The sequence below is a fragment of the Pseudomonas kitaguniensis genome (assembly GCF_009296165.1).
Lineage (GTDB): Bacteria > Pseudomonadota > Gammaproteobacteria > Pseudomonadales > Pseudomonadaceae > Aquipseudomonas > Aquipseudomonas kitaguniensis.
In genome coordinates this window covers 14,726-38,411 of record NZ_VUAZ01000022.1, presented here as the reverse complement: position 1 = coordinate 38,411, position 23,686 = coordinate 14,726, and the positions used below count along the sequence as shown (strand labels likewise).

The 23,686-nt window shown below is 59.7% G+C and carries 14 protein-coding genes and 6 pseudogenes; 14 read left to right on the top strand and 6 right to left on the bottom strand.

Annotation, left to right across the window (positions count from 1 at the left end; all coding sequences use genetic code 11):
* Positions 1-9: 9 nt before the first annotated feature.
* From urtE to ureC, 7 genes and pseudogenes are all read left to right on the top strand, one after another.
* Complete coding sequence (gene urtE / locus F0169_RS05250) at positions 10-708, top strand: urea ABC transporter ATP-binding subunit UrtE (protein WP_152745917.1); 699 nt, start codon at positions 10-12, stop codon at positions 706-708.
* A gap of 31 nt (positions 709-739) precedes the next feature.
* Positions 740-1,579: an urease accessory protein UreD gene (locus tag F0169_RS05245; protein ID WP_058414489.1), complete on the top strand. Its 840-nt coding sequence runs from the start codon at positions 740-742 to the stop codon at positions 1,577-1,579.
* Positions 1,580-1,664: 85 nt separating this feature from the next.
* Positions 1,665-1,966, top strand: a pseudogene (gene ureA / locus F0169_RS05240) (urease subunit gamma).
* A gap of 9 nt (positions 1,967-1,975) precedes the next feature.
* A complete protein-coding gene (locus tag F0169_RS05235) occupies positions 1,976-2,488 on the top strand; it encodes a GNAT family N-acetyltransferase (protein WP_058414488.1) in 513 nt (170 codons plus the stop codon).
* A 5-nt stretch (positions 2,489-2,493) separates the two neighbouring features.
* Complete coding sequence (locus F0169_RS05230) at positions 2,494-3,027, top strand: GNAT family N-acetyltransferase (protein WP_152745916.1); 534 nt, start codon at positions 2,494-2,496, stop codon at positions 3,025-3,027.
* On the top strand, positions 3,024-3,329 hold the full coding sequence (locus tag F0169_RS05225) for an urease subunit beta (RefSeq protein WP_106577667.1): 306 nt from the start codon (positions 3,024-3,026) through the stop codon (positions 3,327-3,329). Before F0169_RS05230 ends, F0169_RS05225 begins: the two co-directional genes overlap by 4 nt.
* A gap of 103 nt (positions 3,330-3,432) precedes the next feature.
* Positions 3,433-5,133 carry an urease subunit alpha gene (gene ureC, locus F0169_RS05220; RefSeq protein WP_058414485.1) on the top strand — a complete coding sequence of 567 codons (1,701 nt, stop codon included), beginning with the start codon at positions 3,433-3,435 and terminating at the stop codon, positions 5,131-5,133.
* A gap of 139 nt (positions 5,134-5,272) precedes the next feature.
* On the opposite strand, the gene F0169_RS05215 is transcribed toward ureC, so the two are convergent.
* Both F0169_RS05215 and F0169_RS05210 read right to left on the bottom strand, forming a co-directional pair.
* A complete protein-coding gene (locus F0169_RS05215) occupies positions 5,273-12,280 on the bottom strand; it encodes a dermonecrotic toxin domain-containing protein (RefSeq protein ID WP_152745915.1) in 7,008 nt (2,335 codons plus the stop codon).
* Positions 12,281-12,359: 79 nt separating this feature from the next.
* Positions 12,360-13,298, bottom strand: a complete 939-nt coding sequence (locus tag F0169_RS05210) for a DnaJ C-terminal domain-containing protein (protein WP_099237383.1) — start codon at positions 13,296-13,298, stop codon at positions 12,360-12,362.
* A gap of 238 nt (positions 13,299-13,536) precedes the next feature.
* Between F0169_RS05210 and F0169_RS05205 the strand changes: the two genes are divergently transcribed.
* Positions 13,537-14,805, top strand: coding sequence for an Hsp70 family protein (locus tag F0169_RS05205; protein WP_152745914.1), 1,269 nt, complete (start codon positions 13,537-13,539; stop codon positions 14,803-14,805).
* Between the two features lie 202 nt (positions 14,806-15,007).
* Here the strand turns inward: F0169_RS05205 and F0169_RS05200 are convergent.
* A pseudogene (locus F0169_RS05200) lies at positions 15,008-16,020 on the bottom strand (AI-2E family transporter).
* Between the two features lie 194 nt (positions 16,021-16,214).
* Positions 16,215-16,517 carry a PsiF family protein gene (locus F0169_RS05195; RefSeq protein ID WP_058411300.1) on the bottom strand — a complete coding sequence of 101 codons (303 nt, stop codon included), beginning with the start codon at positions 16,515-16,517 and terminating at the stop codon, positions 16,215-16,217.
* Positions 16,518-16,697: 180 nt separating this feature from the next.
* Between F0169_RS05195 and F0169_RS05190 the strand changes: the two are divergent.
* Positions 16,698-17,587, top strand: a pseudogene (locus tag F0169_RS05190) (DMT family transporter).
* A 160-nt stretch (positions 17,588-17,747) separates the two neighbouring features.
* Positions 17,748-18,278 (top strand): ferritin-like domain-containing protein, encoded by a 531-nt coding sequence (locus F0169_RS05185; RefSeq protein WP_058411302.1) that lies wholly within the window; start codon positions 17,748-17,750, stop codon positions 18,276-18,278.
* 137 nt (positions 18,279-18,415) lie between these two features.
* Here F0169_RS05185 and F0169_RS05175 read toward each other — a convergent pair.
* Positions 18,416-20,480: pseudogene (locus F0169_RS05175) on the bottom strand (AsmA family protein).
* Between the two features lie 367 nt (positions 20,481-20,847).
* Between F0169_RS05175 and F0169_RS05170 the strand changes: the two are divergent.
* Positions 20,848-21,219 (top strand): hypothetical protein, encoded by a 372-nt coding sequence (locus tag F0169_RS05170; protein WP_152745912.1) that lies wholly within the window; start codon positions 20,848-20,850, stop codon positions 21,217-21,219.
* 176 nt (positions 21,220-21,395) lie between these two features.
* Positions 21,396-22,027, top strand: a pseudogene (locus F0169_RS05165) (TetR family transcriptional regulator).
* Positions 22,028-22,032: 5 nt separating this feature from the next.
* Here F0169_RS05165 and F0169_RS05160 read toward each other — a convergent pair.
* Positions 22,033-22,197 (bottom strand): annotated as a pseudogene (locus tag F0169_RS05160) (C40 family peptidase); the annotation flags it as partial.
* Between the two features lie 281 nt (positions 22,198-22,478).
* On the opposite strand from F0169_RS05160, the gene ureE reads away from it, so the two are divergent.
* Entirely contained in the window at positions 22,479-22,979 is a 501-nt protein-coding gene (gene ureE, locus F0169_RS05155) for an urease accessory protein UreE (RefSeq protein WP_058411306.1), read from the top strand.
* Entirely contained in the window at positions 22,976-23,650 is a 675-nt protein-coding gene (locus F0169_RS05150; protein WP_152745911.1) for an urease accessory protein UreF, read from the top strand. Before ureE ends, F0169_RS05150 begins: the two co-directional genes overlap by 4 nt.
* The last annotated feature ends 36 nt before the right edge of the window (positions 23,651-23,686 follow it).

The following is a 23,686-nucleotide window of genomic DNA, read 5'->3' as shown; positions in this document are numbered from 1 at the left end:
ATTTTGAACATGCTGCAAGTCGACAAGCTGCACCAGTACTACGGCGGTAGCCACATCTTGCGCGGGCTGTCTTTTGACGTGAAGATCGGCGAAGTCACCTGCCTGCTCGGCCGTAACGGCGTCGGCAAAACCACCCTGCTCAAGTGCCTGATGGGCTTGCTGCCGGCCAAAGAAGGCGCGGTGAACTGGGAAGGCAAGACCATCACCGGCTTCAAACCACACCAGCGCGTGCACGCCGGTATCGCCTACGTGCCCCAGGGCCGGGAGATTTTCGGGCGGCTGACGGTGGAAGAAAACCTGCTGATGGGCCTGTCGCGTTTCCCGGGCGCCGAAGCCAAGGAAGTGCCGGCATTTATCTATGAGTTGTTCCCGGTTTTGCTGCAAATGAAGCACCGCCGTGGCGGCGACTTGTCCGGTGGCCAACAACAACAGTTGGCGATTGGTCGCGCCCTGGCCAGCCGCCCGCGCCTGTTGATTCTGGATGAGCCGACCGAGGGCATTCAGCCGTCGGTGATCAAAGAGATCGGCGCGGTGATCAAGCAACTGGCGGCGCGCGGCGACATGGCGATCCTGCTGGTGGAGCAGTTCTACGACTTCGCCGCCGAGCTGGCCGACCAGTATCTGGTGATGTCACGCGGGGAAATCGTCCAACAAGGCCGAGGTGAAAATATGGAAAGTGAGGGTGTGCGCGGCTTGGTTACCATCTAATCTGTAGCGTCCTAACGATAAGCACTGAACCATGAACCTGCCCGTTTCCCCTGCCCTGTTCACCCCCAGCTGGCACGCCGAGCTGGAACTCGGCTACGCGCGTTTCGGCGACACCACGCGCCCGGTGATGCGCCGCCACGTCGGCCCGCTGCGCGTGCAAAAGCACCTGTACGCCGAAGGCCCCGAGGTGTGCCAGCACATCATCGTGCACCCGCCGGGCGGAATTGCCGGTGGTGACCGTTTGGATATTCGCGCCACTGTCGGCGCCGGCGCCTGGGCGCAATTGACCAGCCCCGGCGCGGCCAAGTGGTATCGCGCCAGCGGCCCGGCGTTTCAACAGCTCGACTTGAGCGTGGAAGCCGGCGCGACGCTGGAATGGCTGCCGCAGGAAACCATTGTGTTCAGCGCCGCCCAGGCCGAACTCACCACGCGCATCGACTTGCAAGGCGATGCGCGGCTGTTCTATTGGGACGTGGTCGCCCTCGGCCGCCCCGCCAGTGGCGAGCGTTTCGACCTCGGCCACTTTCAATCGCACCTGGATATTCGCCGCGACGGCCAGTTGCTCTGGCATGAGCGCCAGCGCATTGTGGGCGCCGATGGCTTGCTCGACTCGCCCATCGGGCTGGACGGGCAACCGGTGTTTGCGACGTTGCTGCTGACTGGCGACATCGAACCTGAATTGCTTGAGGCCTGCCGCAGCCTGCCGCATGCGGTGCGCGGCGACCTGACCCAGTTGCCGGGTGTGTTGGTGGCGCGCTGCCTGGCCAGTGAAGCGCTGCACGCGCGGGGCTGGTTGATTGATCTATGGAAGTTGCTGCGCCCGGCGGTGCTTGGGCGAGCGGCCGTCGCACCCCGAATCTGGAGCACATGAAGATCACAAGGCGGGAGGCGCAAGCCGCCTCCCACCCTGGATCTCTGTTGTATTTAAGAATGTATGCCACGAAGGACCTTGAACCATGGATTTGACCCCACGGGAAAAAGACAAACTGATGATCTTCACCGCAGGCCTTGTCGCCGAACGTCGCCTGGCGCGGGGTGTGAAGCTCAACTACCCGGAAACCATCGCCTACATTTCCGCCGCCTTGATGGAAGGCGCCCGCGATGGCCGCACGGTCGCCGACTGATGCACTACGGCACCACGCTGCTCAGCCGCGAACAAGTGATGGAGGGCATCCCGGAAATGATCCCCGACATTCAGGTGGAGGCCACGTTTCCCGATGGCACCAAGCTGGTCACCGTCCATCAGCCTATCGCGTGAGGCCCGGCCATGATTCGTGATGCCACCTGGCAAGACTTGCCGGCGATTCTGCACATCTACAACGACGCGGTGCTCAACACCACGGCGATCTGGAACGAACAACCGGTAGACCTGGCCAACCGTCAGGCCTGGTTCAGCGCACGCCAGGCGCAGGCATACCCGATTCTGGTTTCGGTGGAAAACGCTGAAGTCACCGGCTACGCCTCTTTCGGCGACTGGCGGCCCTTCGAGGGTTTCCGCTACAGCGTCGAACACTCGGTGTATGTACGCAATGACCAGCGCGGCAAAGGCCTTGGCCCGCGCCTGATGCAAGCACTGATCGAACGTGCCCGCGCCTGCGGCAAGCATGTGATGGTCGCGGCCATCGAAAGCGGCAACCAGGCGTCTGTGCGCCTGCACGAGCGCCTTGGGTTCGTCACCACCGGGCAGATGCCGCACGTGGGCATCAAGTTCGGCCGCTGGCTGGACCTGACCTTTATGCAACTGACATTGAATCCGGGCGCCGAACCGCCCAAGGAGTGAGATCGATGAACACTGCTCAACTGCGTCGAGTGAATGCTGAAAGTTTTGCGCATTACCGCCAGGGCTTGATCGAGCTGCTGCTCGACGCGGTCAAGCATGGCGCCTCGGTGGGTTTCATGGATGACTTCGATGAGGCCCAGGCGCGTGCCTATCTGAGCGGGGTGCAGGCAAGCATTGAAGACGCGAGCCTGCTGCTGTGGGTGGTGGTGCGCGACGAAAAAGTGATCGCCAGCGTGCAATTGGCGCTGTGCCAGAAAGCCAATGGCCAGAACCGCGCCGAGGTGCAAAAACTGCTGGTGCACAGCAACGCGCGCCGCCATGGTTTGGGGCAGCAATTGATGAGCACTCTGGAACTCGCCGCGCGCCAGCACAAGCGCGGCCTGTTGTACCTCGACACCGAGGCCGGTTCGGGTGCCGAAGCTTTTTACCAGTCGTTGCGCTACACCAAGATCGGTGAGTTGCCCGACTATTGCCAAAGCCCGGACGGGCGTTATACGCCGACCGCCATCTACTTCAAGACCTTGGGGCAACCTGCATGATTCCTGGCGAATATCAGATCCAGCCTGGCGACATCGAACTCAACGTGGGCCGGCGCACCGTCAGCCTGAGCGTGGCCAACAGCGGTGATCGGCCGATTCAGGTGGGCTCGCATTATCATTTTTTCGAGACCAATGACGCGCTGACCTTTGACCGCGCCGCGAGCCGTGGCATGCGCCTGAATATTCCGGCGGGCACGGCGGTGCGCTTTGAGCCGGGGCAGAGTCGTGAAGTCGAGTTGGTCGATTTGAGCGGTGGGCGGCGGGTGTTCGGGTTTGCTGGCCGGATTATGGGCGACCTTTAGGGCCTCTTCGCGAGCAAGCCCGCTCCCACACGTCAAAGGTGGGAGCGGGCTTGCTGCCGATGACGGACTCACATTCAACACACATTTTTCAGGGTTCACACACATGAAAATCAGTCGTCAGGCATATGCCGACATGTACGGCCCCACCGTCGGTGACAAGGTCCGCCTGGCCGACACCGAGCTGTTCGTCGAAGTCGAGCAGGACTTCACCGTTTACGGCGAAGAAGTCAAATTCGGCGGCGGCAAGGTGATCCGCGATGGCCAGGGCCAGAGCCAATTGCTCGCCCATGAGGTCGTGGACACGCTGATCACCAACGCGCTGATCATCGACCACTGGGGCATCGTCAAGGCTGACGTCGGCCTGAAGAACGGGCGCATTCACGCGATCGGCAAGGCCGGCAACCCGGACATTCAACCGGGCGTAACCATGGCCATCGGCGCCAGTACCGAAGTGATCGCCGGTGAAGGCATGATCCTCACCGCCGGCGGCATCGACAGCCATGTGCACTTCATCTGCCCGCAGCAGATCGAAGAAGCGCTGACCAGCGGCGTGACCACCATGATCGGCGGCGGCACGGGACCGGCCACCGGCACCAACGCCACCACCTGCACCTCGGGGCCGTGGCACCTGGCGCGCATGCTGCAAGCCAGCGATTCGTTCCCGATGAACATCGGTTTTACCGGCAAGGGCAACGCCAGTCTGCCCGAGCCGTTGATCGAACAGGTCAAGGCCGGCGCCATTGGTTTGAAGTTGCATGAAGACTGGGGCACTACGCCGGCCAGCATCGACAATTGCCTCAACGTGGCCGATCAGTACGATGTGCAGGTGGCGATCCACAGCGACACGCTCAACGAATCCGGCTTCGTCGAAACCACCCTCGCCGCGCTCAAGGGCCGCACCATTCACACCTACCACACCGAAGGTGCCGGTGGCGGCCACGCGCCGGACATCATCAAGGCTTGCGGTTTGCCGAACGTGTTGCCCAGCTCCACCAACCCGACCCGGCCGTTCACCCGCAACACCATCGACGAGCACCTGGACATGTTGATGGTCTGCCATCACCTGGACCCAAGCATCGCCGAAGACGTGGCGTTCGCCGAAAGCCGGATCCGCCGCGAGACCATCGCCGCTGAAGACATCCTGCACGACCTCGGCGCGTTCTCGATGATCAGCTCCGACAGCCAGGCCATGGGCCGCGTCGGCGAAGTGATTACGCGGACCTGGCAGACCGCCGACAAGATGAAAAAGCAGCGCGGCGCGCTGCCCGGTGACGGCCCCGGCAACGACAATTTTCGCATCAAACGCTATATCGCCAAGTACACCATCAACCCGGCGATCACCCACGGCGTCAGCCACATTGTCGGCTCCATCGAGGTGGGCAAATGGGCTGACCTGGTGCTGTGGCGCCCGGCGTTTTTCGGCATCAAGCCGACCTTGATTCTCAAGGGCGGTGCGATTGCTTCAAGCCTGATGGGCGACGCCAACGCGTCGATTCCCACCCCGCAGCCGGTGCACTACCGCCCCATGTTCGCAAGCTTTGGCAGCGCTTTGCACGCCACCAGCCTGACCTTTATCAGCCAGGCTGCGCAGGACGCCGGGTTGCCCGAAGCGTTGGGTTTGAAGAAGCAAATCGCGGTGGTCAAAGGTTGCCGCAACGTGCAGAAAACCGACTTGATCCACAACGACTACCTGCCGGATATAGAGGTGGACCCGCAGACCTATCAGGTCAAGGCCGACGGCGTGTTGCTGTGGTGCGAACCGGCGGAAGTGCTGCCGATGGCCCAGCGCTACTTTTTGTTCTAGCCAAGCCGAACGCAGTCAACAGTGGGAGCGGGCTTGCTCGCGATGGCGGTGTGTCAGTTGAAAAATACTTATCTGACACACCGCAATCGCGAGCAAGCCCGCTCCCACGCCGACGGTGGTTTAGCTGATCAACAGCGCCTTATACGAACAGCGTTTTAATCATGCCTTCGGTGTATTGATAATCCATTCGCAGCTCGGTGCCGGCCGCAATATCCTCGGTCGCAAATACCGTCGTCAGTGTAAATTTCTTTCTTTTTAGTATGGCCTCAGGCCCCACGCCAAGCCACATATCCGCCTCAACGTCGAATGGCACTGCCTCCACGTTATATCCCCCCAAGGCCTGGCGTACGGGTTTGCCATCAACATCATATTCAAAGTTGGTATTGATCCTGGAGAGGATGTTGTCCCCGGACAGGTGGACCGGCTCCCTGCCCATGTGCATGCCCCCAAACACCGGTCGTTCGCTGACCAGCATCGTGTAGGTTTGACCTGAGGGGCCAAACATTCCAGTGGGAAGTACTGTCCCGCCATAAACGCCGACTATTTCGCCTTTGACGATACGTCTGTTGGCTACCACCATGGACTGCCCTATCAACGCGCTTTCCTGGGGCACTTTCATATCCTGCGCAGTGAACGTACGCCACTGCAGTTGTTCTTCATAACGGGCGCCCACTTCCTCATACCCTTCAAACTTAATGTAAGGTTTGACCTGATCTGAAGTGTATTGAATGCCCTGGTCCACCAGCTCGACGTTTCTTTGCAGTTTTCGAATACGTATCGGCCTGCCCTGATAGTCCCTCAGCGGGTACTTAGCGTTGTTCGCGCGGTTATAACTGCCGACGCGATTTGGCGCTTCAGTAAAATGAACCTCACGTCTCATGAAACTGAGTTCTTGCGCCGTGTAGGGAGCCATCGGCATGGACTCGGGTGCGTCTTCAAATTCATCATCGGAAACCGCGGGCCTCATACCTCCCGGCGTACGTGGTCGCTTCCAGACCCCCTCGGCATTGGGCTTGGCGATGATCCCGCTACTGGCCAACACAAACGGATTATCCGGCGCCTGCACCCACAACAGGTAGTGCTCGCCATCCGCATCCGGCAGGCTTGCCACAAAGTACTGTTTGCCATTGAACTCGATGGCTCGCGACTGTGAGAGCTGTAACTCACGCGTTGTGTTCGTGCTGGGTTCAATCAGCACTTCAAGGGTTTCGCGTGGCAGCAGAATCTCCGCGATTTCCTGTCGGCTCAGCGCCTGGATCAGGGCGCCTTCCTTAATCGCCAGCTGCGCCTGCAACTCATCGGCTTTGGCTTTATAGACCGTGTCGGACAACGACTTGGCAACGTGCTTCTCATGCAGTGCGCTTAACTGCTGCTGATAGGGCTCGCTTTGCGCATCAAATTGCTCGCGGTACTTGTGTGTCACATGATCCTGCCAAAACTCACGGGACAACAGCGCCTGAAACTCTGCGACGGAGTTGTCCAGGGCGATGATTTTTGCGTAGGCAGCATCCAGCATCGCCGGCGTGACGCCAACCAGGCTGGTGAACCTGACATTTTGCGGCTGCCCCGGCAATTGCAGCCGGTCCTTGAGGCCGAAGCGATACGCCAGCCTGATCTCCACCTCTTCCGACAAGCGCTGGGTATGGGGCAACTTATCGGCCATCGACACTGCGGGGTCACGGACGATGGCCTCACTGCGCTGGATGTCTGCCGAGGCAACCTTGTCGACTTCGTGCAAACGGAACAAACCTTTGGACAAATTCGACAGCTGCGCGCCTTGCACCTGCCCGGCAGCCTGGGCGCGCGCCCTGTAGACCAGCGTCTTGACTTCCAAATTGCTGAAGGAGAACGCGGCGAGATCACAGCAACCTGGCTCGCCGGCCTGGCCAAATAGTTCCTCGCGGTGTTTTTCCGATTCAGGTGTGTTTTCGCTGATGCCGTCGATCACTTCCCAGACGCGACGTTGCAGGTCGGCATGCCCGGAACCAGCTTGCTGCAGGCGATTGAGGATGTCGAAGAACGGGCCGGCGCGCTCTTCACCACGCAGTGCCTGCCACTGAGTCTGTCTGGCTGACACCTGGTCCACAGACAAATCCTGGGTCCACCGCAAGAACGGCTGCTGCACACCGACACTGGGCACAACCGCGGCACGTGGGTGCAGCGCGGTGGCGACCAACAGGTTGGGATTCTGCGCTGATGCCAGGTCTGCCTGTTCAAGTCGCAGGTTGTATTGCCTGACCTGTTGCAGGGTACCCTCGGTCAAAGGATTACCGGATACCGAGGTCACATTATTAACCCGTGCGGTTTGCGCCAACTGTGCGTCAGGCGGCGCAATGACTGAGGCCGGAATGCTCGTGATGTTGTTATTGCGCAGGTCTATCTGGTCCAGGTTCGGTTGTTCCGCCAAACCGGCAGGCCAGGTATCAATGCCTGCGTTGCTCAAGGAGAGTGAACGCATATCGGTTATCAGGCTGAAGTCCGGCGCAATGCCCAGCGAGTTACCCTGCATCCATAGCGCTCGCAGGGTCACGCGCTGCGACAGAATCTGCGCCGTTTCGGGACTCAGGCGAATCTGGTTGTTCTGCAAAAACAAGCGGGTCAGGCCATGCATCTCCCCCAGGGCCGGAGGCAGTTCGCGCAGCTGATTATTTGACAGGTCCAGCCAGCGCAGATGCCGGTAACGCGTAAGGAACCCTTCCGGCGAAGTGCTGAGGTTCATGTTGTTCAACTTGAGTGAGCCAACATGGCTGAAATCGACATCCAAGTCCGGCAAGCTCGGTAATGTCAGGCCACTCAAGTCCAGTTCCAGGCCTATCGGTTGCCCGTCATTGTTAAGCTTTTGCGCGGTGTCCCGGCGCCAGCAAGCGCGGATCCGTTGCTGGGCCTGGTTACGATCGTCCAGCCCGCCTGCATTGGCTTGCCGTTGATCGGCCCGCACGTAGCGTTGGCGTTCACCGCCGCCCGAAAACGTCCAGGCGTTCAACTGCCGGTCCAACGTGTTGAATTCCAGTTCAAGCCTGGCCAGTTCTGCATCGGCGCCCTCGCCCAACCCCCAGATAAACTCCCTGGCCTCGTACATGGGTTTGTCCGGGTACATGCGTCGAATCTTTTCAAGCCTGGGGTTGTCACTGTCGAACGCGCCGTCGCGAGCGCTTTTGACCAACTCCGGCAGGGCTTGATTCAGGCGTCGCCAATAGTTATCAAACTTCTGCCAGTAATCAGCGGGGAATGGGTTGCCCTCAAGCAAGGTGACACCATTGAGTCGCGCCGTCGCGTCCAGCTGTTCATCGGTCGGGTTGAGGTATTGCTCGGGTACCTCACGCAAAAAGTTATGGCTCAAGTTAACCAGCTCCAGACCTGTGCGCGCGTCCAGCCCCGTTGGCCACTGATCCAGCTGCGTATTTCTCAAACTCAGCGCTCTCAAGCGGGTCATCGCACTGAAGTCCGGAGCAATCCCCAGCGGGTTATTGGTGAGGTAGAGTTCTTCAAGGTTGCCGAGGGTGCTCAGCATTCTGGCGCTTTGTGGGGTCAAGCGAAGGCTGTTAGAGGCCAGATCCAGCGAGGTCAGGTTGTTCATTTCACCAATGGCGGCGGGCAACTCGGTGAGCCCGCAACTGCTAATCCTCAAACCTTTGAGGTGGGTGAATTTTTTAAGGAAAGCGTCAGCGTTGCCAAAACGCCTTACACCGGAGAGCTCAAGCGTTTCGATATGACTGAAGTTAGCGCTCAATATCGGCAGCTCCAGCGGGTCCCAACCCATTCGTAACTGCATGGGGCCTCTGCCCGTGCGACGCCATTGGCCGATAATCTCCTGGGCGATGAAAGGTGCTGGGGCAGAGAGGTCCAACCGCTCTGATTCCGGTGTATTGGCGTGAACCCAAACATCCAATTCCTTCTTCAGCGTCTCGAACTCAGCTTCCCGAAGTTTCAACCCAGCGTTAACATCCTTACCCAATGACTGGATAAAGGCAGCGACCGCCTCATCGTCCAGGGAGGGGTACAATTTGCGCACCCGAGCGTTTATCGACGCCTCTGATGGACCAAAAACGCCGGCCACAAGCTTTCGAAACCCACGACCACCGCCCAGCAAGCGCAGCCCCGCTTCAACGGCTGGCCTGCGCACCGGATGCTCCAGCAACACCGCGCGCAGCGGTACACGAGGCAACGGCGATTGAACAATCGCGGCCTTCATTTGCAACACATCGGTGAACCTGAGGCCCTGGCGCTCTGCGGCAGATAGCAGTTCCCAGGTTGCGGTGTAAAAGTCCCTGGGCACGGGCGCTTCAAACAAGCCGTTGTCTTTGAGCACCAAGGTCATGGGGGTTGTTGAGTCCGCAGAACCAATAGCATCGAGCAGCGTGCCCTCGGCCGAATATTGGCGCAGTTCCACCCGCGTTCCGGGCCGCCATCCAGGCAAGGTTTCCAGGGTGTGCAAGGCCAGGCGCTGGCTGTCGATGTCTGCCAGGGTGTCCAGATGCAGCCCTTCATAGGCACGCGACACGCGTGTTTCCTGTTCAAACCATCGCGCCTGCTGACGCTGCTCCTCAGGCAGAACCCCGCTGTCGCGAAAGGCCTGCAATTGTTCGCCCGTCAGGCTTTTGACCAACTCGGCAGCCATCGATACCGGCAGCCGGGTGTAAGTACCCAGTACCAGCCCCACATCCGGGTCGTCGGTCGCGCTCAGCGCTTTGTAGCGCTCTTCGACCAGTTGGCCCTTGAACGTATCGACGACATTGGCGATATGTTCGCGCAACTTGCCGGCCCGCACTGCCAGCGAATCTTCGGCACTGCCGGGGATTTCCTTAAGAATGGGGTCAACGCTTTGCAAGGTACTCAACACTTGATCGAGCAACCCACCGCGCGCCATTTGGCTTTCAGTGACAACCACCACGCGCCTGGAAGCAGTCGCCGAGGCATCATCTTGCCAAAGTATCCGGTTGTTGCCGTCCAGAACTCGAAGCGCTACGTCGACGGGCAACATCCCGCTACGCCGCATCATGTTCAGTTGCAGCGCCGGGTCAGCCTTGGCGTAAAGCGCCGGGTCGCTGCTGTACATTTGCTCGACAAAAGTCGTCAGCGCCTGATGAACCTTGAAGTGCTGGAGGGTGTCTTCCAGCAGCAAAGGCACCCGCTCATGCTCGACAAAGGTCTGCCGCAAGGTGTCCTCTTCGACGCCACTGGCGATACGGGCCTGCTCCAACGTTTCACTGCCAAGCCCACGTTGTTCCAGCCCCAGGCGCCGCATCAGAGTCGGTTTGTCCCAGGTCAGTGGCTCTTCGACTTCATGACTCCAGGCGCCGGCATGGTTATGTGCCAGTTGCGGTTCATAGGCGCCGGGACGGCTGGGGTGCTGAATGCGGTATTGGCCGGTATCGGCCTCCTGCCTGACCTGATAGTGGTCACCTTCATGCGGCAACACTGTCCGCCCATTGTGCTGGTAGAGTCCCAAGGTGTTTGGCTTGGCGTCTGGAGCCAGTTCGACGGGCACCTTATAGGGCGTAAGGTCCGGGTTCCACAACACCTGCTTACCCGTAGGCAGCGTGACCGGTTTGAGGTTGTCGACCATGCTCGCCAGCTTGATTTCGGGTAACACCTTGGCCCCGACACCCAGCATTGCCGCATTCAGGGCCACGCTGGAAAAGTGCGCCCACATGGTTTTCATATCGCCTTGCTCATAGGCTTCTATGCCTTCATACACTTGCGTGCACATCTGCGCCGCACCCACGGCCAGCATTATCGGCCCCAGCCCCGGCACCACGAAAGCGGCGAGGTTGAACACGCTGAGCACAGCGTCCAGGTAGCTCGACAAGCGCTCCATTCGCGCCTTGCTGTCCTCGTCCCCGGTAGGCACGGCCACGGCGCGGGCATCCGCCAAGATCTTGCGTACCTGGGCCTCGCGCAGTTGCTCCCACAGGTCGCCATTAATGTCCAACGCATCCAGGGGCAACCTTACCGGCCTTGGCACCTGTGGGTAATCGCCTGCTGCGCCATTGCCGTTGGCAGGTTTGTACAACAGATTAAATTGCTGAAAAAACACGCCCTGCTCGCGCTGAGGCACGAATCGGCTGAAAAAGCGCCGGTACGAGGCACTGTGCAAGCGGCCCCTGAGCTCAACCATGAACTCGGCGCTGGAGGCGTATTCCTTGAGCGGCTGCTGTGGGTCATTGGGGATGAACACCACCAGGCGTTCAACCCTGCCACTGTCTTTACGGTCTGGCCCGATCATCACCGGCCCCACCAATACACTGCCAAACACTTTCAGCGCGGCAAATGTCACCGGCTTGCCATCGAGGGTGGCGCTGCTCTGGTCGGTGATGACCTGTTTGATCATCTGGTAGGCATCGGCACTGATGCCCCACTCGATCTTGTGAGAGGCAATTTCGGCACTCAACGCCAGCTGTTGGCGATGATGCTCTTGCAGTTGGGTTTGCAGTGCGCTGCGTTTTGCGTCATCTGTGGGTTCGACGATGGCTTTGATGTGCTGCTGATACAAATTCCCCACGTCCAGGGTGCGACACATCTGGATAAATTCATGTGGAGCGATGGCCAGAGCGCGCGACTTGAACACACTTAAAGTCGGGATGACATCACCGCCATAAGACGCGCTCAAGGTCGTTATGATCTGGCAATCGTTACAGGAACTTGCTTGTTCTTCGTCAGGTTCAAAATTGGCAAGGGCGGCCTCAAGCAAGGATACCGTGCGGTACTCATAGCGTAACGCCGGGTCACGGGTCTGGTCGAAGACAAACGCACCGAACAGATCGTCGCGGCCTTTATACCCATATTTGCGCGCGAAATAGACGTTTTTGACGTCCAGGTCCAGGTTGAAGCGTTGCTTGATCGCCTCTTTAAGCGGTTGCTCGGCAAACGCCAACACATCCTGAATGTTGCCCAGGTTGTTTTCCACCTGGTTCAAGGTCTCGCGATAGCGGATATGGCTGTCGGCCAGTGCCGCCCGTTGCTGAACCGTGGCAGTCAGGTACCAATTGGGCAGCTCCATTTCATGGCTGGCGAGTTCTTGCTGGCGTTGTGCGGTGGCCTGATTGAACCAGGCGGGCACACGGTCTTTGAGGAAGTCGTAATGCACGCCCCGAAGGTCAACGTTGAAAGTGCCTTCGGGGGTAGAAGTGACGGGTTGTTCTGACATAGCGGGCTATCCATGATGGGCTGTAAAACAACCAACCTATCGAATAGCCTTGCCTGAGAAGCCTAGATAGTTATACCGATCAAAAATGCTCACGCGGATTGAACGCCGCTTTCTGTGCGAGTTCCTGCCACAACGCCTTGACCTCCTCGTCGCTGCTCTTGGGCATCACGGCTTTGAGCTGCACAAACAGGTAGCCGCGCTGCCCGGCCTTGTTCAGTAAGCCATGGCCTTTGGCACGCATGCGCTGGCCGTTCTGGCTACCGGCGGGCACCTTGAGGTTGATCTTGCCGGTGAGGGTCGGCACCGCCACTTCTGCGCCCAGCGCCAGCTCCCAAGGTGCCAGGGGCAAGTTGATAATCAGGTTTTCGCCGTCCACTTCAAACCTGGCGTGCGGCGCAAACTTGATGATCAGGTACAGGTCGCCATTCGCCCCACCGCCAATGCCCGGAGCGCCCTGAGCCTTGAGGCGGATGCGCTCGCCGTCGGCCACCCCGGCGGGGATCTTCACGTTGAGGCTCTTGGTGGTGTTGCTCACGTGCCGACCCGAGGCGTCGTATTGCGGCACCTGAAAGCTGATCTGCTTGGACTCGGTGGACAGCGTGTCCTCAAGCGAAACCGTCAAGTGCATCTCGACATCCTGGCCCTTGCGCCCGGCAGGCCGGCGCTGGCCGCCACCAAAGGCATCGCCACGGTTGCCGAAGATCGAGCTGAAAAAGTCCGAAAAGTCCTCGGTGTTCTGGCCACCGCCAAAACCGCCACGGCTCTGCCAGCCCGGTGGGCCCTGAAACGGCTGGCCATGTTGGCCGTATTTGCGCAGCTCGTCGTATTCCGCGCGTTTGTCTGCGCTTTTAAGCGCTTCATAGGCTTCGGAGGCGTCCTTGAAGCGTTCTTCGGCGTCTTTTTCCTTGCTCACGTCCGGGTGATATTTACGCGCGAGCTTGCGGTAGGCGGCCTTGATTTCCTTGTCGTCGGCCGTCGGCTCGACACCCAAAATCTTGTAGTAGTCTTTGAAATCCATCGGCGGTTCACCATCCTTAATCGAGATCGCACAGCCTTGGGCACAACGTGCGCTGCTTTGCACCTGTTGAGTGTTGTGGCCTGAGGGTGCGTCAAAGTGTTATCGGCGCTAGCCGTATGCAACAGATGTGGGGGCAAAACCTGAGGTTTCAAGCACGATTTAACGGATGGTCGGCCTACGCATCCGCCTTCGACTGGCATACACTGCGCGGCCGTTTTTCAACCGGAACCCGATAGACATGGAAAACTCATCCCCAGCCCGTGCCTGCGGCATCGACTTTGGCACGTCCAACTCTACCGTCGGCTGGATTCGCCCCGGCATGGAAACGCTGATCGCGCTGGAGGACGACAAAATCACCCTGCCGTCGGTGGTGTTCTTCAACTTCGAGGAACGTCGCCCGGTGTACGGCCGCCTGGCCCTGCACGAGTACCTGGAAAACTACGAAGGCCGGCTGATGCGCTCGCTCAAGAGCCTGCTCGGTTCCAAGTTGATCAAGCACGACACCAGCGTACTCGGCACGGCCATGCCGTTCACCGACCTGCTTGGGCTGTTTATCGGCCAACTCAAAAGCCGCGCTGAAGCCACCGCCGGCCGCGAGTTCGAAGAAGTCGTGTTGGGCCGCCCGGTGTTCTTCGTCGACGACGACCCGATGGCCGACCAGGAAGCCGAAAATACCCTGGTGGACGTGGCACGCGCGATCGGCTTCAAGGACATCTCGTTCCAGTACGAACCGATTGCGGCAGCCTTCGACTACGAGTCCACCATTCAAAAGGAAGAGCTGGTACTGATCGTCGACATCGGCGGTGGTACGTCAGACTTCTCGCTGGTACGCCTGTCGCCGGACCGTCGCCATAACGACAACCGCCACGACGACATCCTCGCCACCGGCGGCGTGCACATCGGCGGCACCGACTTCGACAAGCAACTGTCGCTCGCCGGCATGATGCCGCTGTTCGGCTACGGCAGCCGCATGAAAAGCGGCGCCTACATGCCCACCAGCCACCACATGAACCTCGCCACCTGGCACACCATCAACTCGGTGTACTCGCAAAAATCCCAACTGGCGCTGGGCAGCATGCGCTACGACATCGAAGACACCGGCGGCATCGACCGCCTGTTCAAGCTGATCGAACAGCGTGCCGGGCACTGGTTGGCCATGGAAGTCGAAGAAACCAAGATCCAGCTGACCCACGAACACAGCCGTCACGTGCTGCTGGACCGGGTTGAACCGGGCTTGAGTGTGGACCTGAGCCGCACGCTGTTCGAGTCGGCGATTGATGGCTTGCTGGAGCGCGTGCGCAACAGCGTGACCAAATTGCTCACCGACGCCTCGGTAGACGTGGCGCAAGTGGACACGGTGTTTTTTACCGGCGGTTCCAGCGGCATTCCGGCGCTGCGCCACAGCATCTCGGCGATGTTGCCGAACGCGCGGCACGTGGAAGGGAATATCTTCGGCAGCATCGGCAGCGGTTTGGCGATTGAGGCCAGCAAGCGCTACGGCAACTGACCGGCCCCGATGTCACCAACACTGAAAATCAACTGTGGGAGCGGGCTTGCTCGCGATGAGGGTGTGACAGCCAGCACATTAATTGACTGTCACACCGCCATCGCGAGCAAGCCCGCTCCCACAGTTTGATCTGTGTACACCTGAAACCCCTGCGTCCTAAGCGGGAACAGGGCGGCTCTTCAGTCGCCCTGCCGGAATACAGTCAAACCATCCCCGCCAGCTTCAGCTCACTCTTCAAATACGCATAATAAATCGGCCCCGCCACCACGCCCGGCAGGCCGAATGCGGCTTCGAATACCAGCATCGCCAGGAGCAATTCCCACGATTTGGCACTGATCTGCCCACCGACGATTCGCGCGTTGAGGAAGTACTCGACCTTGTGAATCACGATCAAATACCCCAGCGCCGCCACCGCCACCCAGATCGACAGCGACAACGCGACGATGGTGATCAGCGTGTTCGACATCAGGTTGCCGATCACTGGCAGCAGGCCGAGCAGGAAGGTCAGTACGATCAGGGTTTTGGTCAGCGGCAGGTGAATCCCGCATAACGGCAGCACCACCGCCAGAAAGATCGCCGTGAAGGCGGTGTTGAGCGCAGCAATCTTGATCTGCGCGAATACGATGTTGCGAAACGCTTGAACCAGCAGGTGCAGGCGGTCGAACAAGGCGGCAGCCAGTGGCTTGCGTTTGGTCACGTCGGGCACGCGTTGCAGGGCGATGATCGCGCCCAGCACCATGCCGATCAGCAGGGTGACGAACATGTGGGCGGCGTCTTTGCCGACCAGCTGCAGCTCGCTCAGGTGTTTGCTCAGCCAATCGCCGATGGCCACGCGGAACTCGGCGGCGCTGGCCGGCAAGTACGCGTCAAGGAACGGCGGTAACTGGCCACGCGCGCGGTCGACCACGCCCATGAATTTATCCAGGGAAGCGCCGGGGTTTTCCGCTTCGTGGAGCAAAAAGCTGATGGCGCCGGCGAAGATCAAGGTCAGCACGCTGACGATCAAGGTGCCCAGCAACGCCACGGCCAGCCAACGCGCGCGCGGCCTTCGATCAGCCGTTGCAACTGCGGGGTGAGCATATTGACCAGTTCATACACCAGCAGGCCGGCCAACAGGCTGGGCAGCAGCTTGAGCGGCAGAACCAGCAGTAAACCACCGAAAATGATGACGCAACTGACCAGCAACAACACGTGACGCTGAGAAAACGTTGGCATACAGCCTCAAAACGAACGGCGTTAAAGGATGGGCAGTCTGCCAGCCTTGAGACAATCAAGCGAGAGGTCTGATTGCTGTGAACACCGTCAGTGTGGGAGCGGGCTTGCTCGCGAATGCGGTAGCCCAGTCACTGATGTGTTGCATGACCCACCGCTTTTGCGAGCAAGCCCGCCCCCACAGCGGATTCGCGTAATCAGCTTCCTTTGAGGCAGGTGCTCATAAAGGTTTTACGCGCATCGCCGGCCAGGGCGTTGGTTTTCGCCGACGCATTGCAGTCTTTCATCTTCTGCTGCTGTGGGGTCAGGGTCTTCGCGTCGTTGGCCGCCGGCGCCGACAGGCAGGTCTTCATAAAGGCCTTGCGGTCATCGCCTTTAAGCGTCTTGGTGCTGGCTTCAGCATTGCAGGTGGTCATTTTATTTTGCTGGGCGGTCGCGGCAAACCCTTGAGAACACAACAGCAAGCCCATCATCAACAGCGGAATACGCAGCATCTTCATGGAGTTTTCTCCTTGTTACCGTGCCGAAGGGGCACGGCCTACCAGCAGTGTAGTCAAAGCCTGTTACCTGTCAGGGGCCATAAATATTCGACCGCCGATACTGCGGCAGCCTTGATCGCCGTACAGGATTTTTCCAGACAGGGGATAATCGCGCCTCTTCAACCCACTTGGTTTTTTTAGATGCAATATGCGTATCCCCTGCTCGCCATTTTTATCTGGGCCGGTAACACGGTTATCAACAAATTGGCCGTGGGCGCGATCTTCCCTGCCGAAATCGGCTTTTACCGCTGGTTGCTGGCGGCGCTGCTGTTTACCCCGTTCATGCTCAAGCCGGTGGTTGCCAACTGGCCGCTGATCCGCCCGAACCTGGGCAAGATCTTCATCCTCGGCGTGCTCGGCATGGCGGTGTATCAAAGCCTGGCCTACTACGCTGCGACGCTGACCAGCGCCACCAACATGGGCATCATCCTCTCGCTGATGCCACTGATGGCGCTGACCGCCGCCATTATCAGCCTCGGCCAACGCCTGACGTTTGGCGCGCTGGCCGGCGCGGTGCTGTCGTTCGCAGGCGTGGTGGTGGTGGTGTCGGCCGCAGCCTCAGCGCGCTGCTGCAACATGGGGTCAACCTGGGCGATGGCATGATGCTGGTGGCCACCCTGGCCTACGCGGTCTACAGCACCCTGCTGAAAAAATGGCAGTTGCGCCTGCCGCCATTGGTGTTGCTGTATTTGCAGGTGCTGGTGGCAGTGGTGGTGCTGTTTCCGCTGTTCCTGTTTTCGACCAAAGCCGGTTTGAGCTGGGCGAATATTCCGCTGGTGATGTACGCATGCTTGCTGGCGTCGATGCTCGCGCCGCTGGCGTGGATGCACTCGGTAAAAACCCTGGGACCAAGCCGGACGACGCTGTTTTTCAACCTGCTGCCGTTGATCACCGCGTTGATTGCGGCGCTGGTGTTGAAGGAAGCGTTGGCGCTGTACCACCTGGTCGGTGGCTTGCTGACCTTGGGCGGGGTGATTTTGTCGGAGCGCTGGACCACGCCGGTGCGCAGTCAGGCTGCCCGCGTCGCTTGATACATCGCCTTCGCGAGCAAGCCCGCTCCCACCGTTGAGCCTGACGTATGACGCTGCGGGCAAATCCGATAAAACTTTTTGCTGCCTCAAGTACTCACAACTTCGAGCGATCACGCCGGTAGAGCGTGGCGTAAAACCGGATTAGCACCAGGAGATTGAGATGACTGAAGCAAACTTGACTGACGTTGCGACGCTGCGCCAACGCGCCCGCCAGAATGTCGAAAACGGTGCCGTGACCGAGGGTTATGACGCCGACCGCGAAGAGATCATTCGCCTGCTCAATGGCTCGCTGGCCACTGAATTGGTGTGCGTACTGCGCTACAAGCGCCACTACTTCATGGCAACCGGCGTGAAGGCACACGTTGCCGCCGAAGAGTTCCTTGAGCACGCCACCCAAGAAGCCGAGCACGCCGACAAACTCGCCGAGCGCATCGTGCAATTGGGCGGTGAGCCGGAGTTCAACCCGGACCTGCTGTCGAAAAACTCCCACGCTCAATACGTGGCGGGCAACAGCTTGAAGGAAATGGTCTACGAAGACCTGGTGGCCGAGCGCATCGCGGTGGACAGCTATCGCGAGATTATCCAGTACATCGGTGACAAGGACCCAACCACTCGCCGCCTGTTCGAAGAAATCCTGGCACAGGAAGAAGAACACGCAGACGACATGGCTGACATCCTCAGCAGCCTGTAATCAGCAACACTGCAACACCCCACCCCTGTGGGAGCGGGCTTGCTCGCGATAGCGGAGTAACAGTCGATATACATCTTGACTGAACCACCGCCATCGCGAGCAAGCCCGCTCCCACATTGGTTTATGGGGTTTGATCGTTACTTCACGGTCTTCGGCGCTTTGCCTTGCTGCATCTGCTGCAACAACGGGGCACATTGGTTGGGTTCATCCGTGCTCGGTGCAACCAGTGCCAGCAACCCTGCTGCAGGGCCGGCAACCACACCCAGCGCCACCATGCCCGCGCCACGCAGCATCAGCGGCACCGCCTTGACCCCGGCATTCGGCTTGATAAACGGCCCGTTGACGTACAGCGGAGAGCGCAGCGAGAACAGGCGGAAGCCTTTCGACTCCGGCGTAATAGTCAGGTCCAACTGCTCGGTGGCCATATTCGCGGTGCCATCGATGTAAATAATCGCGTTCTCGGTATCGAACACAAACAAGCGCGTGGTCGCCAGACCGGTCTTGATGCCGAAGTCCGCCGCCGCGCAATTGATCTTCACTTCCTTGTCGCCAAACAGCCGGCCCACCACGTAATTGCCCACGTTAAGCCCGGCGATTTCCATCAGGCCACGGCTGATAGCGCCGTCGTTGATGAGCATTTTCAGATCGCCGTTCGAGCTGCCCAGCAGCGCTGCTACAGAGTTGCCACGCCCGGTTATATCGGCATCGCCGTTGAGTTCACCAAAGCTGGTTTTCATCGGCTCAAACGTCGGGAATAGCTGCTTGAGCTTGAAGTTGCGAGCCGTGAGTTTGGCGCGGCCTTCCATCGGTGTGGTGCGGCCATTCAAGCGAATCTGCGCATCAAGCTTGCCGCCGGCCACGCCAAAACGCAGGGGTTCGAGGCTCAGTTCGCCGTCTTTGAGTACCACGTGGGTGTAGAGGTCGGTGAACGGCAGGTCGGCACTGTGCACGATGCGTTTACCGGTGAATTCCACATCGGCGTCCATGTCACGCCAGCGCTCGGTTCGGAACTCTTCCACCGGCAGCACTTTGGTCGCAGGCTGCTTGCTTTCACCGCCCCGGGCTTTTTGCTTGGCATTGGAGTCTGCGCCGATCAACGGCGCGAGGTCGGCCATCAGCAACTGGTTGGAAACCAGCGCGCCACTGAGCTTGGGCCGTGGCTGGCTGGCCACAAAACCAAGGTTGCCGTGGATGTCGCTGTCGCCGATCTTGCCGTTGAAATTCTCGTAGCTGAACGAGGCGCCGCTGGCTTCGTGCAGCTTGGCGATCAGGTGGCCGTCGGTGGAGTACGCCGGCGAATCCGGCAGCGTCACGCCGGTTAATGGGTACAAGTTGCCGAGGCTGCTGCCGGACAGTTTCAGGCGCAGGTCCAGCGCGCCGAGGTTCAGCGGGTCGGTCAGGGTGCCGGCCAGCGCAATGCGGGTGCGGCGATTTTAACCTGGGCCTGCAACGGGAACGGCTTGGTCGCGTCCTGCAAGGCGATCAGGCCACCGATCTTGCCGGTGCCATCAAGTTTCTGGCCGTGGTACTGGCCTTTGACCTTGAGGCCAAACGCGTAGTCCTGCGGCGCCGAGCCTTTTTCCAAGGCCTTTTTGGCATCGGCGTCGCCGACAATTTCACCAAACGGAATCGGCTTGCCCAGCGGGTCGATGATCACATCGAGTTGGGTCTTGAGGGTTTGATCGTCGAGCGTTACATGGCCCTTGTCGAAGCCAATCGCGCCGATGTCCACCACCAGCTGGAAGGTTCAGCGTTGGGGTCTTTGGGGTCGAAGGTGAAGGTCCAGTTGGCGCGACCATCGGCCAGGCGCTGCAAGTCGGCGCTCGGCTCGGTCAGGTCGATACGCGGGATCACCACGCGCTGCACCAACAGCGCCAACGGCGAAATACGCAGCTCCACGCGCTTGAGCGTGACCATTTGCGGCTTTTTCGACCAGTCGGGGTTGCCCAAACTCAGGTCTTCGGCAATCACGTGCGGCCACGGCACCCACGCCCGCCAGCCGCCTTCATCCGGCTCACGCGCCCACACCACCGCCAGGTTGCCATTGATAGCAAACGGGCGATGCAACTCTTCGGAGACTTTGGCATTGAGCGGCGGCTTGATGCGGTTCCAGTCAAAGAACACCAGAACCAATACCACCACGGCGATTAACACAACGAAGCTGGCGCAGCTCCAAGCGACGATTTTACGAGTGCGCGTCATTGCACATAACTCCTGAGTACGACTGAGGGTGCGCGCTGCGCGCACCTTTTAACTACAGCTCATAAGGCTACGACTGACAAACGGTCTGGGGGTTTAGCCGGAGTACGAATTCATCGCAAAAAAAGCGATTCATCCTACAGCCGCAGTCGAATAAACCATCAACACTGCACCGGTGTTACCCACAAGCGAGTCGAAAATACCCACCTTGGTGCAAAACCGCGGGCTTGAGAGGTGCGTGCTAGAGCCTCCGCCTGGAACAATCAATTCTGTTGATTATTACCATTGTGTTTATGAACTTTTATATCGACTTATCGAGAGTAGCATTAGCCATGTACCCACTTTATCGCACTCCCAAGGAGCAACCCTCATGAAACGCCAATTACTCGCTACCGTTATGCTGTCGGTCCTGGCTTCCAGCGCTTTTGCCCTGCCAGCCGCTGAACAAGCTACCCCACAGAATTCCGCCCAAGCCGTGCAAACCAGCCAAACCCTGGCCCGCAGCGGTTCGCAAGAAGAAGAAAACCGTGACTACGCCAGTGGCGCTGTTGCCGAAAATGGTTCGGAACACGCCAACAAACGTGCCTACACCGAAGGCGTTGCCGAAGGTGGCCGTGATCGCCTGGAACAAAAAGGCCTGGTAGAAGGCGGTTCGGAAAAAGCCAACGAACGCGCTTACACCGAAGGTGTTGCTGAAGGTGGTTCAGACCGTTTGCAAGACCTGCATCAAGCACAGAGCTAAGCCTGTGGTAGCCCAGAAAAAAGCCCGGTCTGTGGATCGGGCTTTTGACTTTCTAAAGATTGGTTTTAAACCGCCTGTGCCCCCCATTTGCCGCGCATAGCGTGCGCCAAGTTCGACGCCGACGAAGCTGTTTTGCTAGAGTGCTTCGCTGACTTGCCGACAAAGCCCGCCCGCCAATGCTGCCCCGCGCCGAACAGAAGCAACAGACCCGACTCGCCTTGATGGACGCAGCCCGCCATCTGATGGAGTGTGGCCGTGGGTTCGCAGCCTCAGCCTGCGCGAAGTGGCGAAAACCGCCGGCATAGTACCCACCGGGTTTTATCGTCATTTCGACGACATGGACCAGCTGGGCTTGGTATTGGTGAGTGAAGTCGGCCAGACCTTCCGCGCGACGATTCGCCTGGTGCGCCACAATGAATTCGTGATGGGCGGCATCATCGATGCCTCCGTGCGCATTTTTCTGGATGTGGTCTCGGCCAACCGTTCACAGTTCCTGTTCCTCGCCCGCGAACAATACGGCGGCTGCCTGGCGGTGCGCCAAGCCATCGGCGCGTTGCGCGAAGACATCACCAGCGACCTGGCTGCCGACCTTACGCGCATGCCCAAACTCCAGCACCTGGATGCTGAAGGGCTGCACGTCATGGCCGACCTGATCGTCAAGAGTGTGTTCGCGACCTTGCCCGACATCATCGACCCGCCCGCCCAAGCGCTGCCTGCGCACCTGACACCCCAAGCAAAAATCACCCAGCAATTGCGCTTTATCTTCATCGGCCTCAAGCACTGGCAAGGGCTGGGCAGCACCGAGTAAGCCGGTCAGCCCGCCGTGTGGAAGCGCTTGGCCGTGGTGTAGTGCTTGTTCCAGTAGCGGCTGCTGAGCGAGTCGATACGCACGCGCTTGCCGGTACTCGGTGAATGGATGAACTTGCCTTCGCCGATATACAGGCCGACGTGGCCGACCTGACCGCGCCCATCGGCGCGCGCGATGGACGCGCAGGAACAGGCTTAAAAACACCTGAGCGAGTTAGATGAAGGAATATTCATACAGGCGCTTTCTCATTTCCACTCGGAACGCCCCGTTCCAGTGCTATAAAACCATTGTCGCACCAAATTAAAGCGCTACCCGTGCAGGCTCGCGCACCGTTCGGTTGCATAACCGCGCTTGCCTACAGGGTTTTCCGAACTGCCTGCGTGATTGGCAAGCCCCTTGCTCTAAGTCTTTTATTGCTGATCCCCAACCGCTCATAGCTGGAAGCCTTCCGATGCTGGTGATACACCGCCGAATCGCCCCGCAAGCCCTTTGGGCCGCAGAACTGCTGCTGAATTTCGAAGCGCGCAGCAAAAGCCGCCTGCGCTGTTTCAGTGCCGACGGTGAAGACGTCGGCCTGTTCCTGGAGCGCGGCCAGCCGCCGCTGCGCGATGGCGAATTCCTGCAAGCTGAAGACGGACGTGTCGTACGCGTCAATGCTCGGCCTGAACAACTGCTACACGTTACGTGCAGCAGCGCGTTTGAACTGACCCGCGCCGCCTATCACCTGGGTAATCGCCATGTGGCGCTGCAAGTCGGCGATGGCTGGTTGCGCCTGCTCGATGATTACGTGCTCAAGGCCATGCTTGATCAGTTAGGCGCCCACACCGAAACCCTCGAAGCGCCGTTCCAACCGGAACACGGCGCCTACGGCGGCGGCCATCACCATTCGCGCCATGGCGACGAAGACTTCAATTACCCGCCCAAGCTGCACCAGTTCGGCGTGCGCCTATGAACCCAGCGTGGGCGCTGCTGCGCTTGGCCAGCCCGCAATTGCCGATTGGCGGCTACAGCTACTCCCAAGGCCTGGAAATGGCCGTGGAAAATGGCCGCGTGACCGATGCCGCAAGCGCCCGCCGCTGGATCAGCGACCAGTTGTTGCTCAACCTGGCGCGCTTCGAAGCACCGTTGCTGCTCGCGCATTGCCAGGCCGCCGCCGAGCAGGATTGGCCGCGTCTTGCGCAGTGGTGCGAGCAACACCGCGCCAGCCGCGAGACCCGCGAGCTGTATCACGAGAGCCGGCAGATGGGTTATTCGCTGCAGCAACTGCTGAATGGTTTACCGGAGCTGGACGCGGCCGCGCGTGCATTTTTGCAGGAATGCGCCGAACCGCACCTGGCCTTGGGCTGGGCGCTGGCAGCCCGCGCCTGGCACATCAGCGCCGACGACGCGCTCGCCGCCTGGCTATGGAGTTGGCTGGAAAACCAGCTCGCCGTGCTGATGAAAACCCTGCCCCTGGGCCAGCAAGCCGCCCAGCGCCTGACCAGTGAACTGTTGCCGCTGCTGCAACAAGCCCAACAGGACGCCCGTTGCATCGAACCTGATTCCTTGGGCAGTGCCGCGTTTGGCCTGGCCTTGGCGTGCATGGCCCACGAGCGCCAGTACAGCCGCCTGTTCCGTTCCTAAACGCTTTTTATTGGGGGCCTTATATCTTGGAGAAGC

Bases quoted from the DNA above. Each gene is read 5' to 3' on its own strand.
- F0169_RS05205 (WP_152745914.1), top strand. From the start codon at position 13,537: ATGGAAAACTCATCCCCAGCCCGTGCCTGCGGCATCGACTTTGGCACG.
- F0169_RS05150 (WP_152745911.1), top strand. From the start codon at position 22,976: ATGAACCCAGCGTGGGCGCTGCTGCGCTTGGCCAGCCCGCAATTGCCG.
- F0169_RS05170 (WP_152745912.1), top strand. From the start codon at position 20,848: ATGAAACGCCAATTACTCGCTACCGTTATGCTGTCGGTCCTGGCTTCC.
- F0169_RS05215 (WP_152745915.1), bottom strand. From the start codon at position 12,280: ATGTCAGAACAACCCGTCACTTCTACCCCCGAAGGCACTTTCAACGTT.
- ureC (WP_058414485.1), top strand. From the start codon at position 3,433: ATGAAAATCAGTCGTCAGGCATATGCCGACATGTACGGCCCCACCGTC.
- F0169_RS05210 (WP_099237383.1), bottom strand. From the start codon at position 13,298: ATGGATTTCAAAGACTACTACAAGATTTTGGGTGTCGAGCCGACGGCC.
- F0169_RS05245 (WP_058414489.1), top strand. From the start codon at position 740: ATGAACCTGCCCGTTTCCCCTGCCCTGTTCACCCCCAGCTGGCACGCC.
- F0169_RS05230 (WP_152745916.1), top strand. From the start codon at position 2,494: ATGAACACTGCTCAACTGCGTCGAGTGAATGCTGAAAGTTTTGCGCAT.
- urtE (WP_152745917.1), top strand. From the start codon at position 10: ATGCTGCAAGTCGACAAGCTGCACCAGTACTACGGCGGTAGCCACATC.
- F0169_RS05235 (WP_058414488.1), top strand. From the start codon at position 1,976: ATGATTCGTGATGCCACCTGGCAAGACTTGCCGGCGATTCTGCACATC.
- F0169_RS05185 (WP_058411302.1), top strand. From the start codon at position 17,748: ATGACTGAAGCAAACTTGACTGACGTTGCGACGCTGCGCCAACGCGCC.
- F0169_RS05225 (WP_106577667.1), top strand. From the start codon at position 3,024: ATGATTCCTGGCGAATATCAGATCCAGCCTGGCGACATCGAACTCAAC.
- F0169_RS05195 (WP_058411300.1), bottom strand. From the start codon at position 16,517: ATGAAGATGCTGCGTATTCCGCTGTTGATGATGGGCTTGCTGTTGTGT.
- ureE (WP_058411306.1), top strand. From the start codon at position 22,479: ATGCTGGTGATACACCGCCGAATCGCCCCGCAAGCCCTTTGGGCCGCA.